Raw genomic sequence first — 17,685 nt, forward strand, 5'->3', positions numbered from 1 at the left:
CATGCTCATATGAGCGGGTATTCGCGGCCGATCATGGCCCACTTACTGGATTCGTTCGGGGACGACTCGGGGCGGCCAGGAGCTGACTTCGAAATAGCCGAGCGAGTAGGCCTTGGAAATCAGTGCGGTCCGGTTCTTCGCGTGCATTTTTCGCAGCAATGCGGTCATGTGGTATTCGACCCCGCCCCGACTCAGAAACAGAGACGCGGCCATCTGCACGGTCGAGGTGCCCGCGGCGATGCGCTCCAGAATGGCGGCGTCCATCTCGGACAGCTGCCGACGGGACGCGCGCTGTTTCGCCGCATGGGTGGTCTCGTCCAGCAGGTGACCGAAGACCACGACGCCGACCACCTGGTTTGTTCCCCTGCTCACCGAGGTGCCGATCAGGTCGGCGGGGACGGCGCCGTCCGGTGCGATCAGGTCGACCGCGCGTTCGTCGAAACGCGTCTGCTGCCCCTCGAGCAGTCGCTCGAGCCGGCTGCGGACCTTTGTGCGGATGCTCGGATCGATGAGATCGCAGAGCGCGGTGCCACAGATATCGTCGTCGAGTCCGTAGAACAACTCGAACATCTCCTGATTGGCCGCGGTGACTCGCAAAGAACGGTCCAAGGACACCATTAACGAGTGATTTGTCGGCGTTAGCGTGGAAATATTCGGCATCCGGAACTCCTGTTGACGAAAATGAACCACGACACATAGTGATCATTATCACTTCACTCAACGGTATGAAGATCACGGACCACTGTCAACCTATGGTTCACATATGAGCGCCTGAATCTCGTGATTGTCGTTCCAGGGTCGCGCGCACAGGTGGGCATGACAAGTGACGCAGGTCATATCTGTTCGGTCTTGCCCTGCTCGGCCGTTCCGCGGTGGGGGTCTGCGCGGCGCTGGGTGAAATCGCCCAGCCCGCAATCGGTAGGCATGCAATATGCGCTGGTCAAACCTTTCTTCGCGATTGATCGTCAGAGGTTGGGCGATCGGCCGGCTCGCCGCGTCGGGCCACGCCAGGGCCAGCGTGTCGTGCCGGGGCCTCGGCCTCAACGCCTCCTCGATTCACCTACGGCGGGCATCTGTGGCGCTCGGCGGCGGGTCGGTCGGACCGGCCGAACCCGCCCCTGCTGCTCGTATGAGCGAATTTAGTGCCTCTGTGGTGTCATTGCGCTCGTCTGAGCGGCACTCGGCGCCCGGCCGCAGGGCTCGCGCCGGCTCCTCCCCGACCGACGCCGGCATCGCCTTCCCGTTCGCCCCGGGACGGACGACTTCACGTGATGATGGGCTTGGCCGGTCCGCGGCCGGACGGCTACGGATCGTCGTGCACGACCGGCCGATGGCCGAACGGAGTGCTGTTCGACGGCCGGACCGGCCGCTCAGAGGAGCGCCGAGCGGCCGCACAGACTGGGGTATTTCCTGAACCTTGTCCGCTACTAATTGTCCGAGCGGCGAGAGGAGGCTCCATGACCACCGTGGGAAAGTCGGTGCTGCGCACGCCGGATGACACCCTGAGCCGACGGCTGGCTATTTCCGCGTGCACCGTGGACAGTGAGTTGAATTCGCTGCAGGACATCCGGGCCTGGATCACCGAACGCGGCGCCGCCCAGCTCCACCAGGTCGACCGCGTTCCGTTCGACGAGCTCCGCGCCTGGCGGTTCGACCAGGACACCGGTGATCTGCGACATGACAGCGGGAAGTTCTTCCGGATCCAGGGTCTGCGGGTCCACTCCGACTCCGGGCCGGTCCCAACCTGGACTCAGCCGATCATCAACCAGCCGGAGATCGGGATCCTCGGAATACTGGTTCGCGACTTCGGCGGAGTGCCGCACTGCCTGATGCAGGCCAAGTCCGAGCCGGGCAACGTCAACGGCGTGCAGGTATCGCCGACAGTGCAGGCCACCCGCAGCAACTACCTGCGGGTCCACGAGGGGGCGCCGGTTCCCTACCTGTCCTACTTCCGCGAACTCGGCGACCACCGAGTGCTCGCCGACGTGCTCCAGTCCGAACAGGGCGCCTGGTTCTACCGCAAGCGCAATCGCAACATGATCGTCGAGGTGGACGAGGACGTCGAGGCGCTGGACGACTTCTGCTGGATGACGATCGGCCAGCTGAACGTGCTGCTGGGCGAGGACAACATGCTCAACATGGACGCCCGGACGGTGCTGTCCTGCATGCCGGACGGTATCGAGGTCAGTCAGACCGACCTCGCCGAGGACAGCCTCGGCACGGCGCTGGCCCGGTCCTGCGATCCAGCCCACGGTGGCCTGCACACGCAGGTGGAGACGATGAGCTGGATCACCGCCTGCGAGTCGGCGCAGACGGTGCGCACCGAGTTGATCGGGCTGGACAAGGTGACGGACTGGCAGCGCACAGCCGACGAGATCCACCATGCCGGGCGCCAGTTCTTCCGGGTGGTCGCGGTGTCGGTGCGGGCAAACAGCCGGGAGGTCGGCAGCTGGACCCAGCCGCTGCTCGAACCGTGCGGTGTGGGTCAGATCGCGCTGCTGATCAAGCGGGTGGGTGGGGTGCTGCACGCGTTGATCAACGCCCGTGCCGAGCCCGGCTACCTTGGCAGCGTCGAACTCGCCCCGACCCTCCAGTGCACGCCGGACAACTACACCGCGGTCGCGCCGAGCGACCGGCCCCCGTTCCTGGACTTCGTGCTCGACTACGGCCGGGACGGCTCCGTCGTCTTCGACACCGAACTGTCCGAGGAGGGCGGGCGCTTCCATCATGCGCGGAACCGCTACCGGATCATCGAAGTGGCCGACGACTTCCCGGACGACGGGCGGCCGGACTTCCACTGGCTGACCGTGCACCAGCTCAACAGCCTGCTCGGGCACAGCAACTACATCAATGTCCAGGCCAGAACGCTGGTGGCCTGCCTGCGGGGGCTGCGATGAGCCGTCGGCTGTCGATCGGCGTGCTCGGTTGTTCTGCGATCGCCCGCAGACGGACCCTGCCGGTGATGCTGGGCCTCGACCGGGTGCGGATCGCCGCTGTGGCCAGTCGCTCGGCCGAGCGAGCCGCGGAGTACGCCACCGAGTTCGGCTGCACGCCGGCAGGTTACGACGAAGTGATCGAACGGTCCGATGTGGACGCGGTCTACATATGTCTGCCGAACGTGTTGCACGACGAGTGGACTCGCCGGGCGCTGGAGGCGGGCAAGCACGTGCTGTGTGAGAAGCCGCTGACCGGCGACGCGACCCAGGCCAAGAACCTGACCGAGCTGGCCGTGACGCGCCGCCTGGTGCTGCGCGAGAACTTCGCGTTCCTGCACCATCCCCAGCACGAACGAGTGCGCGAGTTGGTGGCCGAGGGCCGGTTCGGCGAGCTACGGACACTCACCGCGTCCTTCGGCTTCCCGCCGCTTCCCGAGACCGACATCCGCTACACCGCCTCGCTGGGCGGCGGCGCGCTGCTTGACGCCGGCGTCTACCCGATCCGACTGGCCTGGTCGTTGTTCGGCGACGGACTCTCGGTGCTCGGCGCCGCGCTGCGGGTGGATCGGCGACTCGGCGTGGATGTCGGCGGCCAGGCGCTGCTGGCCACCCCGCGCGGAGTGCTGACCAGTCTGGAGTTCGGTTTCCAGCACACCTATCGCTCCCGCTACCAGCTGTGGGGCAGCTCCGCGGCGATGTGTCTGGACCACGCCTTCACTCCGCCCCCCGCGCATCGCTGCCCCCTCGACATCGAGGAGCAGGACCACAGCGAGCGGCTGATGATGCCCGCGGTCCACCAGTTCGAACGCTCGATCGACTCCTTCGTCGACGCTGCGCTGGGGGGGTACGCGCCCGAGACCGAACGGCCCTGGCTCAGCGGGGCGCGGGAGACAGCGCGGCTGGCCGAGGAGATTCGGGCGGTGGCAACGATCTTGCCGGGGGAGGCGGGCGCGGCCTGATGGACATCGTCGGAACCGGTTTCCTCGCGAGTCATCTGCGTCCGTACTTCGGTGACCGCCATCCCGAGGTCACCGTCATCGCGGCGGGGGTGTCCAGTGCCGGCTCCACCGAGGGCGCGGCCTTCGACCGGGAGGCCAAGCTGGTCTACCAGGTGCTGCGTCGCTGTCGCGAACAGGGCCGCACGGTGGTCTTCTTCTCCACCGCCTCCACCGGAATGTACGCCGGCCGGGAGTGCCCCGGATCCGAAGAGGGACCGGTTTTCCCTCGCACGCCCTACGGCCGGCACAAGCTCGGCCTGGAACGGGTCTGCGCGCTGTCCGGCGCGCGCTACCTGGTGCTGCGGCTTGGTTACGTGGTTGGCGCCGGCGCTCCACTCGACCAACTGCTGCCCGCGTTGGCCCGCCAGGTCCGCTCCGGTCTGGTCACGGTCTTCCGGGGTGCGGCGCGGGATCTGCTGGACGTGCGGTACCTGATGCTCGTGCTGGACCGACTGCTCACGATCGGAGTGGCCGACGAGGTCGTCAACGTCGCCACCGGCGCTCCGCTCGGCATCGAGGAGCTACTGGCCGCGCTGTACCGCCGGCTCGGGACGAGTCCGGAGTGTCGTTATGTCACCCAGGATCTCGATCCGGTAGTGGTGGACACCGCCAAGTTGCGCCGGTTGGTGCCCGAGTTCGCCGAGCTGGACTTCGGTCCGGCCTACCTGGAGCGCCTGCTGGACCACGTGGATTCCCCGCACGGCGTGACGGGGACCATCACGAGGAGATGACGAGACCACCGGACCAGCCTCGACGCCCCACAGCCCCGGCCAACCCCGCCCCAGGCGGCCGAACGCGAAGGAGATCCCGTGCGCGTTCTCTTCTCGATCTTTCCCAACAGGGCACACCTTTATCCGGTTGTGCCGCTCGCCTGGGCATTGCAGAACCAGGGCCACGAGGTCCGGATCGCCGCGCACCCGGAGATGAACGACACGATCGCGCGCACCGGGCTCACCGCGCTTCCCTTCGGTGACACCGAGGAGATGCGGTGGGCGAGCCAGCTCAACACCGACCCTGACAAGGTCAGGGAACTGACTGAGCTGATCAACAGTCTGTCGTTGCGGTGTGTGCCTGGTGAGCCGTGGCACGACCAGTGGCTCGGGGTGATCGCCACCCTCAGCGCCTCCGTTCCGGCGCTGGACGGGCTGATCGAGTGCTGCCGGCAGTGGGAGCCCGACCTGGTGCTGTGGGACCCGCTGTTCGCCTCGGCGCCGGTCGCCGCCAGGGTCTGCGGTGCCGCGCACGCCCGGTTGCTGTGGGGTCAGGACAACATCGGCTGGATGTGGGAACGTTTCGTGGAACGCGATCCGCGGACCACCCCTGAGGCCGTGGCGGGCACGGTGGACTGGTTGTTCGCGCCGATGCTGGAGGGGCGGGGACTGGAGTTCGAGCCGGAGCTGATGACCGGGCAGTGGACGGTGGACCCACGACCGGACCGGTGGCGCGCGCCGACCTCGTTCGACCGGCTGCCGATGCGGTGGGTGCCCTTCAACGGCGGCGGTCACGTCGAGGACTGGGTACGTCAACCACCGAGCAGACCGCGGGTTCTCCTTTCGCTCGGTGTCGGGGGGCGCGGTCGCCAGTTGTCCGAGCGGAGCGGCCGTTCGTGGAACGAGATCGTGGGCCGGCTGTCCGAACTGGACATCGAGCTGGTCGTCACCATGGCGGCGGACGACGTCGCTGGTGAACCGCCGGCCAACGTCCGGGTCGTGGAGTATGTGCCGCTCACCCAGGTGCTGCCTTCCTGTTCCGCGGTCATCCACCATGGCGGCGACGGGACGGCGCTCGCCGCGGGCGTCCACGGTGTCCCCCAGGTGGTCGCGCCGGTGCCGCTCTGGTGCGAGGAGCGGGTGGCCGAGCACATCGCCGACCAGGGTGCCGGGCTGGTCGTGCCGCCCGACTCCGCCACCGGCGACGCGCTGGCCGACGCGGTCTCCCGAGTGCTCGGCGAACCGCGGTTCGCCGCCGGCGCAGGGGCCTTCCAGAAGGAGATCGAGTGCCAGCCCGCGCCGCACGAGGTCGTCCCCGCACTCGAACAGCGGGTCACTCGTTACCGCCGATGATCAGGAGGTGTCGATGAGCGGGACCAATTTCTTCCAGTCGGAGCCGCGCGTGCAGGAGACCGCGGGTGCGGGACAGCGCGGGGGCGCAGCCGACCCGGCTTCGGTGGACGAACCGGACATCAAGTCGACAATCATGGCGTTGACCCGGAAGTTCGGGCAGGACACCGCCGCGGCGCGGGAGTTTCGCCCGGGCGTCACGCCGATCCTGACCTCCGGCGCGGTGTTGGACGACGACGACCGGGTGGCGCTGGTGGGGGCGGCGTTGGAGATGCGCATCGCCGCCGGGGTCCTGTCGCGGCAGTTCGAACGGAAGTTCGCGCGCAAGCTGGGTCTGCGCAAGGCGCATCTGACCAACTCCGGGTCCTCGGCGAACCTGTTGGCGCTCGCCGCCCTGTGCTCGCCGTCGCTGGACGGCCAGCAGCTCCGCCCGGGCGACGAGGTCGTCACGGTCGCCGCGGGGTTTCCGACCACGGTCAACCCCATCGTCCAGCTAGGCCTGGTCCCGGTGTTCGTCGATGTCGAGCTGGGGACCTACAACACCACACCGGAACGGGTGGAGGCCGCGATCGGGCCACGCACCAGAGCGGTCATGATCGCGCACGCGCTGGGCAATCCCTTCCAGGCCGAGGAGATCGCCCAGATTGCGAACCAGCACGGCCTGTACTTCGTGGAGGACAACTGCGACGGAGTCGGCTCCACCTACAACGGCGCCACCACCGGCGGTTTCGGTGACCTGAGCACGGTCAGCTTCTATCCGGCCCATCACATAACCACGGGGGAGGGCGGGTGCGTGCTGACCGCCAACCTGGCGCTGGCGCGGATCGTGGAGTCCCTGCGTGACTGGGGCCGGGACTGCTGGTGCGAACCGGGGGAGAACGACACCTGCCGCAAGCGGTTCGGCTACCAGATGGGCGAGCTGCCCATGGGATACGACCACAAGTACATCTTCTCCGAGGTCGGCTACAACCTGAAGGGCACCGACCTCCAGGCGTCGCTGGCGTTGAGCCAGCTCGCCAAACTGGACTCGTTCGGCGCGACGCGCCGGCGCAACTGGCACCGGTTGCGGGCGGCGCTGGACGACGTGCCACACCTGCTGCTTCCGGTCGCGACCCCGAACAGCGACCCAAGCTGGTTCGGCTTCGCGGTCACCGTGGAGGCGGACGCGCCCTTCGCCCGTTCCGAACTGGTGCATTTTCTGGAGAATCGCAAGATCGGCACCCGGTTGCTCTTCGCGGGCAACCTCACCCGGCACCCGGCGTACCTGCGCCAGCCGTACCGGATCTCGGAAACGCTGGACAACAGCGACGTGGTCACCGAACGAACGTTCTGGGTCGGGGTCTACCCCGGAATCACCGACGAGATGGTGGACTACATGGCGACCAGCATCCGCGAGTTCGTGGCGGGAGCGTCCTGAGATGACGATCCGGCACCCGGAGCTGGCCGTGCTCGGCGGCGCACCGACGTTCACCGAGGCGTTGCACGTCGGCAGGCCCAATGTGCTCGACCAGGACGCCTTTCTCGATCGGGTGCGCGGCGCCCTTGACCGCAAATGGCTGACCGCGTTCGGGCCGTTGGTGGCGGAGTTCGAACAACGACTCGCCGATCTCGCCGGTGTCGCGCACTGCGTCGCCACCTGCAACGCCTCCGTCGCCATGCAGGTCCTGCTGCGCTCGGCCGGACTGACCGGCGAGGTCGTCATGCCCTCGTTCACCTTCATCGCCACGGCGCACACGGCGTTGTGGGAGGGACTGGTTCCGGTGTTCGCCGACATCGACGAGCGGACCGGCAACATCGATCCCGAACACGCCCGCCGTCTGGTGACCGATCGGACGGCGGCGATCGTCGCGGTGCACCTGTGGGGGCATCCGGCTCCGGTCGAGCAGCTCACCGAACTCGCCGCCGAACACGATGTTCCCCTGCTGTTCGACAGCGCGCACGCGATCGGCTCCCAGCACCACGGCCGGCCGGTCGGCGGGTTCGGCTCCGCCGAGGTTTTCAGCTTCCACGCCACCAAGTTCGTCAACGCGTTCGAGGGAGGAGCCGTGCTCACCGACGACGGCGATCTCGCGGACCGGGTGCGACGGGTGCACAACTACGGTCGCGGCAAAGGGGAGGACGTCGCCTATCTCGGCACCAACGCCAAGATGACCGAAGTGTGCGCCGCGATGGGGCTGACCTCGCTGGAGAACATGTCCGAACTCATCGCGGTCAACATCGCCCGTCACGAGCGCTACCGTGCCGGTCTGCGTGACGTGCCCGGGCTGACGCTGCGCGAACCGCGGCCGTTCGACTCGGTCAACCACCAGTACATCGTGGTGGAGGTGGACCAGGACGTCGCCGGAGTCAGCCGGGACGAGCTGGCGGCCGCGTTACGGGCGGAGAACGTGTTGGTACGCACGCACTTCCATCCCGGTTGCCACCGCACGGAGCCGTACGTACGAGATCCCGCCAAACACACGCCGTTGCCGTTGCCGCGGTCGGAGGCGCTCGGCGAACGGGTCATTTCGCTGCCCACCGGCACCGGCGTGCGACCTGAACAAGTGGATCAGCTGTGTGAACTCATCGGCCGGATCGCCCGTCAGGGCGACCGGGTGAGCTCCGCGGTCACACCCTCTTAGGCGCGTCCGACAATTCTCGGTCGATGGGGATTCGTGACCGAGGCGGTTGCCGGCAAGGCGGCGGGAAGTCCTCGCAGGCGGTGTCGTACTCGGGCTCTCCACCAACGCCATCGGCAATCGTCTCGGCGCGAGTACCGCGACCCCGACATCGTCGGACGTGCCTAGCGAGGATCGACGCACAGTGGGCCCGGCAGGGCCGACCTCGCGCGTAAGTGGCCGGACGCCCCGGATTCGCTCGCCGGGCGGCTCAGCTCTCGGCGAGTTCGGTCAACTGCGGTACGACGGCACTGGGTGCCGGCATCCGCTCGATCTCGGCAGCCAGCGCGCGCGCGGACTCGGCGAACGACGGCTCGCCGAGGAGCCTGGCCAGTCCGTCCCGAATGGACCCGACGTCCGCCTCGTAGTTGCGGATGGACAGCCCGCTCCCGGTGTCGGCGATTCGTGAGGACAGTCGCTGCTCGGCCTGCTCGCACAGCGGCAGCATCAGCTGGGGTGTGCCGATCGCCGCCGCGGTCATCATCACCCCGGCTCCGACGTAGTGCACGACCGCGTCGCAGTGCGGCAGGACCAGGTGCAACGGCGTCTCGACCAGCGTCCGCACCCCAGCCGGCAGGTCGACCGAACCGGCGTCGTCGGCCGAGGCGAGCAGGAGCACCTCGGCGCCGAGGTCGACCGCGGCGGTCACCGCCTCCCGGATCTTGTTCACCGTCTGCCCGAACACCGCGGTCGCCGAGCGGCCCCAGACCACACAGACCCGCTTGCGCTCGTTCTGGTCGAGAAGTTCGTGTGGCACGGCACCGGCGCCGTTGTACGGCACGTACCTGATGGGTGCGCGGATGCCCTTGGTGTTCGGGCTCAGCTGCGGCGGGCACGGGTCCAGCACGTGGCCCAGTTGCTGATCCACCGTCGCCACGGTTTCCTCGCCGAGGGTGGCGGCGAACACCGCCGAGGCCGTCATGTTGGCGAACATCTCGTTGGAGCCGAATCCGCCGATGGACTCCAGGGTGTCCTCGGTGCCGGTCGGACCCCACAGGTGAAGCACGCTGGGAACGCCGGACGCATGCGCGGCGAGCGGTCCCTCGCAGCTGAGCAGGTCGTGCACCACCAGATTCGGTCGCCAGGCCGCGACGTAGTCCCGGGCCGCCTCGCAACTGCGTTCGGCGCTGTCCGACATGGACTGCTGGATCGTCTGCCACACCTGCTCCAGATCGAAGGTCTCCTTGTCGATCGGCTCGCAGGTTTCGGGATGTGGCGGTGGTTCCTGGTATGGCCAGTTGCCGGTGTAGGCGGCGAGCACATTGGATATCCGGCCCTGCTTGAGCATGTCGATGCCGGACAGCACGGGGACCGGGTGCAGCCCGGCGCGGGTCAGGTGGGCGGCGTCGACCTCGGTGCACATCACCTGGATCTCGTGGCCGGCGGCGCGCATCGCCCACGCCAGAGGAACGAGCGGGTAGTAGTGCCCCGCCCAGGACGACACCACGAACAGCGCGCGCATACGTCTGCCTCTCGTCGGGCTGCGAACCGATCCGGCCCACAGCCTAGGAAGTATTCGGTGGGTGAATGCCTAGTCCGCGATCGCACGCGCTCGGTGTTCGGGAGACTGGGGGTTTTCCTGGCCCAGCCGTGGGATCAAGAGAGCCATGAAGCTCAGCTTCGAGGTCCCGGACCACGCTGGGGCGGCCACGTGCTGACCGGTTTGCTGCGCGGGCACCTGCCGCCGCATCGGCGTGCGGTCGCGGCGGCGGCGGCCCTGCAACTGGTGGAGGTGGTGACGCTGTTGCTGCTGCCCACACTCAACGCCAGCATCATCGACCGCGGCGTGATCGGCGGCGACCACCGGTACATCGTGCTGGTCGGCGGGTTGATGGTGCTGGTCGCGGGGTTGGCCATGGTGGCAGGAGTCGCCTCGATCCGGTTCGCGGCCAGGGCCGCGATGGGTCTTGGCCGGGACCTGCGGGCGGCGCTGTTCTCCCGGGTGTTGACCCTCTCCGGCCGCCAGGTCGACACCTTCGGCCCCGCCTCGCTGTCGACCCGTAGCGTCAACGATGTCCAGCAGGTCGAGGGCGTCGTACTCGCCGGGCTGACCACACTGGCTTCCGCGGTGTTCATCTGTCTGGCCAGCGTCGTGCTCGGTCTACGGCAGGACCTCCAGCTCGGCGCCGCGCTGGCCGCGCTGATTCCGGTCATCGCGGTCGTCATCTGGTTCGTCCGGTCCAGGTTGTCCGTGATGTACGGCCGTCTTCAGTCTGATGTGGACAGACTGAACCGGATCGTCGGCGAGCGGCTGTCCGGAGTGCGGGTGGTGCGCGCGTTCAGCCGGGACAACCACGAACGCGATCGCTTCACCGCGACCAACACCGACCTGTTCGCCTACTCGTTGCGTGCCGGTCGCCTGATGGCGACCATGTTCCCGACCATCGCCCTGATCTCCAACCTGGCCACCGCCGGGGTGGTGTGGCTCGGCGCGAGCCGGTTGGAGGACGGGGCGGTGGGCATCGGCACGGTCAACGCGTTCGTCGAGTATCTGGTCTTCATCACCTGGTCGATCACCATGACCACGTTCGTGTTCCTGGCGGTTCCGCGGGCGGAGGTCTCCGCCGGGCGGATCGGTGAGGTTCTGCGCACGGAGTCGGAGCTGCCCGAACCGGCCTCGCCGGCATGTTCGGCAGGGCCGGCCGGGACGGTGGAGTTGCGCGGTGTGGAGTTCCGCTATCCCGGGGCCGAGTTGCCGGCGCTGACCGGAGTCGACCTGTCGATGCGGCCGGGTGAGCGCGTCGCGGTGGTCGGCGGCACCGGCAGCGGCAAGACGACCCTGGTCAACCTGATCTGTCGGCGCGTCGACCCCACCGCGGGCTCGGTGCTGGTAAACGGGGTGGACGTGCGGGAGTTGGACGTCGGCGAGTTGACGGACACGCTCGGGGTGGTGCCGCAACACACCCGGCTGTTCGACGGCACCGTCGCGGACAACCTGCGTTTCGGCGAGCCGGCGGCCACCGACGGCCAGCTGTGGGACGCGCTGGAGGCCGCACACGCACGGGCGGTGGTGGAAGGCCTGCCAGGTGGGTTGGATGCCGAGATCACCCACGGTGGCGGGAACCTCTCCGGCGGGCAGCGCCAGCGGCTGACCATCGCGCGGACGCTGTTGCGCCGGCCCCGGGTCTACCTGTTCGACGACTGCTTCTCCGCACTGGACCCGGTGATCGAAGCCGGCGTGCGGACCGGCCTGCGTGCGCGCACCGGGGACGCGGCGGTACTCGTGGTGGCCCAGCGGGTGAGCACCATTCAGGACGCTGACCGGATCGTCGTGCTGGACGCCGGCCGGGTCGTGGGCTGCGGCGCACATGCCGAGTTGCTGGCCGGGTGTGAGACGTATCGGGACATCGTCGGCTCTCAGCTCATCGGGCCGGTGGCCCGATGAGCGGCAAGTCGGGGGCGGTTCGGCGGCTACTCGGCGAGCTGGCGCCCTACCGTGGCCGGATCGTCGCGCTGGTGGTGGCCGGTATGGCGGGGACGACCCTGATCGCGCTGGTGGCACCGATGGTCCTGGGCGGGGCGACCGACCTGGTGCTGACCGGAGTCCGGGGAAACGGGGTGGATTTCGCCGCGCTCGGCCGGACCTTGCTGTCGCTGGCCGGGCTCTACGTGGTGGGGGCCGTGCTGGCCGGGGCGCAGGCCAGGATCGCGGCGCACGTTGTCCGGCGGGTGGTGTTCGACCTGCGGGAACGGACCTCGGCCAAACTCGCCCGGCTGCCGCTGAGCCACTTCGACCGGCATTCCCGCGGCGACCTGGTCAGCCGGCTCACCAACGACATGGACCTGCTCCAACAGGGACTGCAGCAGGTGATCGAACAACTCGCGGTGCGGTGGTTCGCGGTCCTGGGCGGTGTGACGATGATGTTCGTCGTCTCCCCGCTGCTCGCCGTGATCGTGCTGTGCGTCATGCCGATGGCCGGTGTGCTCACCGCGCGGATCGCCCGGCGCGCGCAGACTGACTTCGTCCGGCAACGCGCCGCGCTGGGCGCGCTCGCCAGCCAGGTCGACGAGACCTACGCCGCGCACTCGCTGGTCGCCACGTTCGGCCGGCGCGAGCAGGTCGAACGCGCCTTCGCCGAGCGCAACACCGCCGTGTTCGAGGCGGGAACGCGGGGCGAGACCGACGCCCGATCCATCGAACCGGTGACGTTCCTGGTCACCAACCTGATCTACGTGCTGATCGCCACCGTCGGTGCGGCGAGGGTGATCAGCGGGGCGCTGACCGTCGGCCAGATCCAGGCGTTCGTTCTCTACTGCGGCAGGTTCGGCAACGACGCCGGGATGCTGGCCGCGCTGGTCGGTGACGTGCAGTCCGGCCTGGCGTCGGCCAAGCGGATCTTCGCTCTGCTGGACGCGCCGGAGCAGAGCCCGGACCCACCGCGTCGTCGGTCCCGGGGGCGCGGGAGTGGCCGGGTCCATTTCGAGCGGGTCTCCTTCCGCTACGACCCGGCGACCCCGCTGATCGAGGATCAGTCGCTGACCATCGAGCCCGGCCAGACCGTCGCCCTGGTCGGTTCGACCGGCGGTGGCAAGACCACCCTGGCCGGCCTGTTGACTCGCTTCTACGAGGTGGACTCCGGCCGGATCACCGTGGACGGAGCGGACATCGCCGCGATGCACCGCGAAGACGTGCGGGCGTTTACGGGTCTGGTACCGCAGGAGCCCTGGCTGTTCCACGGCACGGTGGCCGAGAACATCGCCTACGGCCGGGCCGGGGCCACTCGCGCGGAGGTGCTCGCGGCGGCAAGGGCTACCGGTGTCGACCGGTTCGCGCGGACGTTGCCCCACGGGTACGACACCGTGCTCGGTGAGTCGGCCGGGATCAGCGCCGGAGAGCGTCAGTTGATCAACCTGGCCAGGGCGCTGCTGGCCGATCCGGCGATCCTGCTGCTGGACGAGGCGACCAGTTCGGTGGACACCCGCAGCGAGCTGCTCGTCGCGCGGGCGATGGCCGCCGTGCGCGCCGGGCGGACGAGTCTGGTGATCGCCCACCGGCTGTCCACGGTGCGCGATGCCGACCTGATCCTGGTCATGGAGGACGGCCGGATCGTCGAGCGCGGGACCCACGACGAACTGCTCGACCTCTGCGGGCGGTATGCCAGGCTGCACGCCGCGCAACTCTTTCCCGACAGGACGACGCTCGCCTGACGGGGCCGGAGCGCGCCGGTTCCTTGCCAGTGCGTGCCGGAGAACGCGCACCGTCTTGGCAGGCGCGGTTCGTGAACGTGGCCCGGCCACAAGCATTGTTCTCCGGTTCCTCAGCTGCTGCCTCAGGGGACGCGCAGCTGTGGCCACAGCTGGGACCAGGAGGTCTTCCGGTCGCTCAGCACCCAGACCGGGAGCCCCTGGAAGGAGTTCTCCACGCCGAGCCCGTTGTCGGTACTGCCGACCTGCTCGGCGGAGCCGAACGCGGCGCGCAACGTCGGCGACGGATCGCCGATGTGCAGCACCGTCTCGGCGCTCTCCGGTGGGGTCGCCACATACCACAGACCAAGGTAGGGGCTGTAGGTCCGGGGCAGGTCGTGGTCAGGGCCGTACCGGTCGATGGCGCTGGCCAGCTCGTAGGTACCGGACACGATCGCTGTGCGCTCGCGGGTCCGCGCCGGCAGGAGCTGGTAGTCCTCGGCGACGTCGGCGACCAGTTCCGGCCAGCCTGCGGTCGCGGACACGTCGAACCGGAAGTCGGAATCCACCACGTCGGCCAGCGGGCGCACCGGCAGGTTGACCACCTGAATCACCAGCGACACCACGAGCGTCAACCACACCACCATGGAGGCCCACCGCTCCCGAACTCCCTCAAGGCCGACCGCCCCGGCGGCCCACAACACCGGGAACAGCGCGGCGATGTAGTACCCGCTCCAGCCCAGTACCGCGAACAAGGCGACCAGCAGGCCGAACGCGACCGCGAGGAACCGTCGTTCCCGGTCCCGGAAAATCCGGACCAACCCGTAGCCGAGCAGCAAGGTGCCGGCCACCCCGCACATCATCGCCGCATCGAGGAAGAAGCCGAGCGGTCCGGAACCGAACGCCTTGTCCTCCGCCGCCCCATCCAGCACGTCGCCCATCCGCAACTGCGGCCAGCCGTGGCCGGCCTGCCAGACCAGCATCGGAACGGCGGTCAGCGCCGCGATTCCCGCGCCGATCCACAGCGGGCGGCGAGTCAGTAGCGCCCGGGGACCGCAGACCGCCAACGCCACGATCAACGCAGCCGTCACGATCACGATCATCATCTTCGCCTGCAGGGCCACCGCGCAGACCAGGGCGGCGAACAGCAACAGCCGGTCCGCGCGGGTACGCAGCCATCGGACCAGCAGCAGCGTCAGCACCGCGCTCAGCGTGACGTCCAGCGTCGAGGTCAGCAGGTAGCGGCCGAACAGGACCATGAACGGAGAGCACAGGAACGCGCCCGCGGCGAGAACCTGAGCCTTGGTGGAGCCGCCGAGTTCGCGGGCCAACAGGGCACACACCACCACTCCGGCGGCGGTGCACAGGATCGCCGGCAGCCGCAGCGCCAGGATCGAGCCGGGGAAAGCGCTGTCCATCGCGCCGGCCAGCAGCGGAACCAGCGGTGGCTGATCCGGGAAACTCCAGTCCAGATGCCCGCCGATCACCCGGAAGTACAGCTCGTCGCCGATGTAGCCGTACCGGGACGCGGTGATCAGAAGCAGCACGGCCAGCCCGCCGGCGAGGCCGAACACCGGCCACCGGGCGAACGGTGGCAGCGAAGCGGGTACTTGGTCTCGAACAGTGTTGGTCTGCTCGGTCCGGGTCATCGGCTCTCCGAGTGGTCGTGGAACGGCGCGAGCCCGCCTGGAACCAGTAGAACCCCATGGCACTCGGTGAACACCTAGTTCGCAGAACCTAACGTCGGTGAACATGCTGACCAGGGTGAGGAATATCGGCAAGATCGTCCGTGCGGTTACCACCAGGAACCCCGATCAGCGGGTGCGGCGGTTCTACGAGCTGCCCGACCCGCGCAGTCAGTTCGCCGACCGGGCCACGCGGTACATCAACATCGGCTACTGGGCCTCCGATCGGACCACAGTGGACGAGGCGGGGAACGCGATCGCCGGGCTGCTCGCCGACTCGGCCCGATTCGAGCCGGGACAGCGAGTCCTGGACGTCGGCTGCGGCTACGGCGACCAGGACTTCCTGTGGCTGCAGGAGAAGGAGCCTGAGGTCATCCACGCGCTCGACGTGACCCCGCACCAGATCGAGGCGGCCAAGGCGAGGGCGGCCGCCGAGGGCGTGGCCGAGCGGCTGCGCTTCACCGTCGGTACGGCGACCGAGCTGCGTTTCCCCGACGACTCGTTCGACCGGGTCGTCGCACTGGACGCCGCGCTGCACTTCAACACCCGGGCGGACTTCTTCCGCGAGGCACTGCGGGTGCTGCGCCCCGGCGGCGTGCTGGCCACCGTGGACACCATTCCGCTGGACGAGTCCACCCCCCGCAAGGTCTTTCGCAGCCCGCGGTTCAGCCTTTACCGAGTCGGTGTCCCGGACGAGAACTGGTACGACCGGGAGAGCTACGCCCGGCGGCTGGCCGAAGCCGGTTTCGTCGACGGGGTGGTCACCTCGATCCGCGAGCACACCTGGGAACCCTGGTACCGGTACTGGAGCACGCTGGCCAACGACGACCGGGCGCGCGCCGCCGTGGCCCCGGAGATCGCGCGCACCGTCGAGCGGGAGTGGGCGGACACCGAACTGATCCGCCGTGAGCTGAGCCTGCTGGACTACGTGGTCGCGGTCGCCGAGAAGCCGCACTGAGCGCGGATTTCCTTGCACGTCTGGGGGTTTGCCGAGATCTGCGCGTCCAGACTCGACGCGAGCGAGACGAAAGGACGGGCATGACCGTGCCGAAGGAGTTGCCGGCCCTGGAGACGTTGTGGTCACCCGTGCTCGGGGATAATCCCACCCTGCGGGCGATGCTGGCCGAGAAGCCGATCTGGCGAGTGCGGACCCACACCGGCGAGGAGAGCTGGCTGGTCCTCGGGGCGGCCGAGATCCGGGAGCTGATGCTCGACCGTCGGCTGGTCCGTTCGCACCCGAGTCCCACGGACGCGAGCAGGCTCACCGACAACCCGGTTTTCGAGATGGTCGCCAGCATGGGCGGGGACGACCCGCACACCGTGCACACGCAGATGCGTTCGCTGCTGATCCCGTTCTTCACCCAGAAGCGCATGACGGCGCTGCGTCCCCGGATCGAGTCGATCGTGCACGACGCGATCGACCACGTGCTCGGCCAACCGCAGCCGGTGGATCTGCTGCCGACGTTCGTGCTGCCGGTACCGCTGCGGGCGCTGTGCGAGGTGATGGGGGTACCGGAGGAGGAACGGGAATCGCTGGGTGAACTGCTCAGCCGGGCTTACCGGGACGACGAGCAGTCCAGTGGGCAGACCGAGCTGTTCGGGCACCTGATCGACCTGGCCGCGTGGAAACGCCAGAACCCCGCCGACGACGTGATCTCGACGGTGGCTGCCGTGGCCGACGAGGACGTAATGGTGGCAACGGTGATGTACATGCTGTTCGTCGCTGGGCACGAGAGCGTCTCCTCGCACATCGGGACGGGAATCGCCCGGCTGCTGACCCGGCCGGACCTGCGTTCGGCGCTGGTCGACGATCCCGGCCTGCTGCCCGGCGCGGTCGAGGAGTTGTTGCGCACGGCCACCGTCGGCGGGGCCTGGCAGCCGCACTACGCGTTCGAGGACCTCGAGGTCGGCGGCGAGCACATTCGTACCGGCGAGCTGGTGCTGCTGGACTTCGCGATGGCCAACCACGATCCGCGGCAGTTCGCCGATCCGCGGGTGGTGGACTTCCACCGCTCGCCCAACCAACACCTCGCCTTCGCCCACGGTGCCTGGCACTGCGTCGGCGCACCCCTGGCCCGGATGGAGCTGGCGACGGTGTATTCCGCGCTGTTGAGCCGAATGCCGACCCTGTCCCTGGCGGTGTCGCCCGACCAGCTCGGCGACCCGGAGAAGCTCAAGGAACGCCTGTCCTCGTCACTGGCCTGGCTTCCGGTCACCTGGTAGCG

Annotated in this window: 13 protein-coding genes; 10 read left to right on the forward strand and 3 right to left on the reverse strand. The window is 68.6% G+C overall.

The window, feature by feature from the left end:
- Positions 1–42: 42 nt before the first annotated feature.
- On the reverse strand, positions 43–660 hold the full coding sequence (locus tag CFN78_RS07830; protein ID WP_094861908.1) for a LuxR family transcriptional regulator: 618 nt from the start codon (positions 658–660) through the stop codon (positions 43–45).
- A gap of 797 nt (positions 661–1,457) precedes the next feature.
- Between CFN78_RS07830 and CFN78_RS07835 the strand changes: the two genes are divergently transcribed.
- From CFN78_RS07835 to CFN78_RS07860, 6 genes are all read left to right on the forward strand, one after another.
- Positions 1,458–2,897, forward strand: a complete 1,440-nt coding sequence (locus tag CFN78_RS07835; protein ID WP_094861909.1) for an NDP-hexose 2,3-dehydratase family protein — start codon at positions 1,458–1,460, stop codon at positions 2,895–2,897.
- On the forward strand, positions 2,894–3,895 hold the full coding sequence (locus CFN78_RS07840) for a Gfo/Idh/MocA family protein (RefSeq protein WP_094861910.1): 1,002 nt from the start codon (positions 2,894–2,896) through the stop codon (positions 3,893–3,895). Before CFN78_RS07835 ends, CFN78_RS07840 begins: the two co-directional genes overlap by 4 nt.
- A complete protein-coding gene (locus CFN78_RS07845; RefSeq protein WP_094861911.1) occupies positions 3,895–4,665 on the forward strand; it encodes an NAD-dependent epimerase/dehydratase family protein in 771 nt (256 codons plus the stop codon). The genes CFN78_RS07840 and CFN78_RS07845 overlap by 1 nt, the downstream gene beginning before the upstream one ends.
- Positions 4,666–4,743: 78 nt before the next feature.
- Positions 4,744–5,997: a nucleotide disphospho-sugar-binding domain-containing protein gene (locus CFN78_RS07850; protein ID WP_094861912.1), complete on the forward strand. Its 1,254-nt coding sequence runs from the start codon at positions 4,744–4,746 to the stop codon at positions 5,995–5,997.
- A gap of 13 nt (positions 5,998–6,010) precedes the next feature.
- The gene (gene rfbH, locus CFN78_RS07855; protein WP_094861913.1) at positions 6,011–7,411 is read left to right on the forward strand and encodes a lipopolysaccharide biosynthesis protein RfbH; all 1,401 of its coding nucleotides are present in this window, start codon (positions 6,011–6,013) and stop codon (positions 7,409–7,411) included.
- A gap of 1 nt (position 7,412) precedes the next feature.
- Entirely contained in the window at positions 7,413–8,615 is a 1,203-nt protein-coding gene (locus tag CFN78_RS07860) for a DegT/DnrJ/EryC1/StrS family aminotransferase (RefSeq protein ID WP_094861914.1), read from the forward strand.
- Positions 8,616–8,862: 247 nt separating this feature from the next.
- Here CFN78_RS07860 and CFN78_RS07865 read toward each other — a convergent pair whose 3' ends face one another.
- Positions 8,863–10,113, reverse strand: a complete 1,251-nt coding sequence (locus CFN78_RS07865) for a nucleotide disphospho-sugar-binding domain-containing protein (protein WP_094861915.1) — start codon at positions 10,111–10,113, stop codon at positions 8,863–8,865.
- Between the two features lie 189 nt (positions 10,114–10,302).
- Here CFN78_RS07865 and CFN78_RS07870 point away from each other — a divergent pair, with 189 nt between their 5' ends.
- Together CFN78_RS07870 and CFN78_RS07875 are read left to right on the forward strand one after the other, a co-directional pair.
- Positions 10,303–12,036 (forward strand): ABC transporter ATP-binding protein, encoded by a 1,734-nt coding sequence (locus CFN78_RS07870; protein ID WP_094861916.1) that lies wholly within the window; start codon positions 10,303–10,305, stop codon positions 12,034–12,036.
- Complete coding sequence (locus CFN78_RS07875; protein WP_094861917.1) at positions 12,033–13,799, forward strand: ABC transporter ATP-binding protein; 1,767 nt, start codon at positions 12,033–12,035, stop codon at positions 13,797–13,799. Before CFN78_RS07870 ends, CFN78_RS07875 begins: the two co-directional genes overlap by 4 nt.
- Positions 13,800–13,921: 122 nt before the next feature.
- On the opposite strand, the gene CFN78_RS07880 is transcribed toward CFN78_RS07875, so the two are convergent.
- Positions 13,922–15,424 carry an ArnT family glycosyltransferase gene (locus CFN78_RS07880; protein ID WP_165777477.1) on the reverse strand — a complete coding sequence of 501 codons (1,503 nt, stop codon included), beginning with the start codon at positions 15,422–15,424 and terminating at the stop codon, positions 13,922–13,924.
- Positions 15,425–15,527: 103 nt separating this feature from the next.
- Here CFN78_RS07880 and CFN78_RS07885 point away from each other — a divergent pair, with 103 nt between their 5' ends.
- Both CFN78_RS07885 and CFN78_RS07890 read left to right on the forward strand, forming a co-directional pair.
- The gene (locus CFN78_RS07885) at positions 15,528–16,418 is read left to right on the forward strand and encodes an SAM-dependent methyltransferase (protein ID WP_094861919.1); all 891 of its coding nucleotides are present in this window, start codon (positions 15,528–15,530) and stop codon (positions 16,416–16,418) included.
- Positions 16,419–16,498: 80 nt separating this feature from the next.
- Positions 16,499–17,683, forward strand: a complete 1,185-nt coding sequence (locus CFN78_RS07890; protein WP_094861920.1) for a cytochrome P450 — start codon at positions 16,499–16,501, stop codon at positions 17,681–17,683.
- Positions 17,684–17,685 lie beyond the last annotated feature (2 nt).

The organism is Amycolatopsis antarctica (genome assembly GCF_002262875.1).
Taxonomy (GTDB): domain Bacteria; phylum Actinomycetota; class Actinomycetes; order Mycobacteriales; family Pseudonocardiaceae; genus Amycolatopsis; species Amycolatopsis antarctica.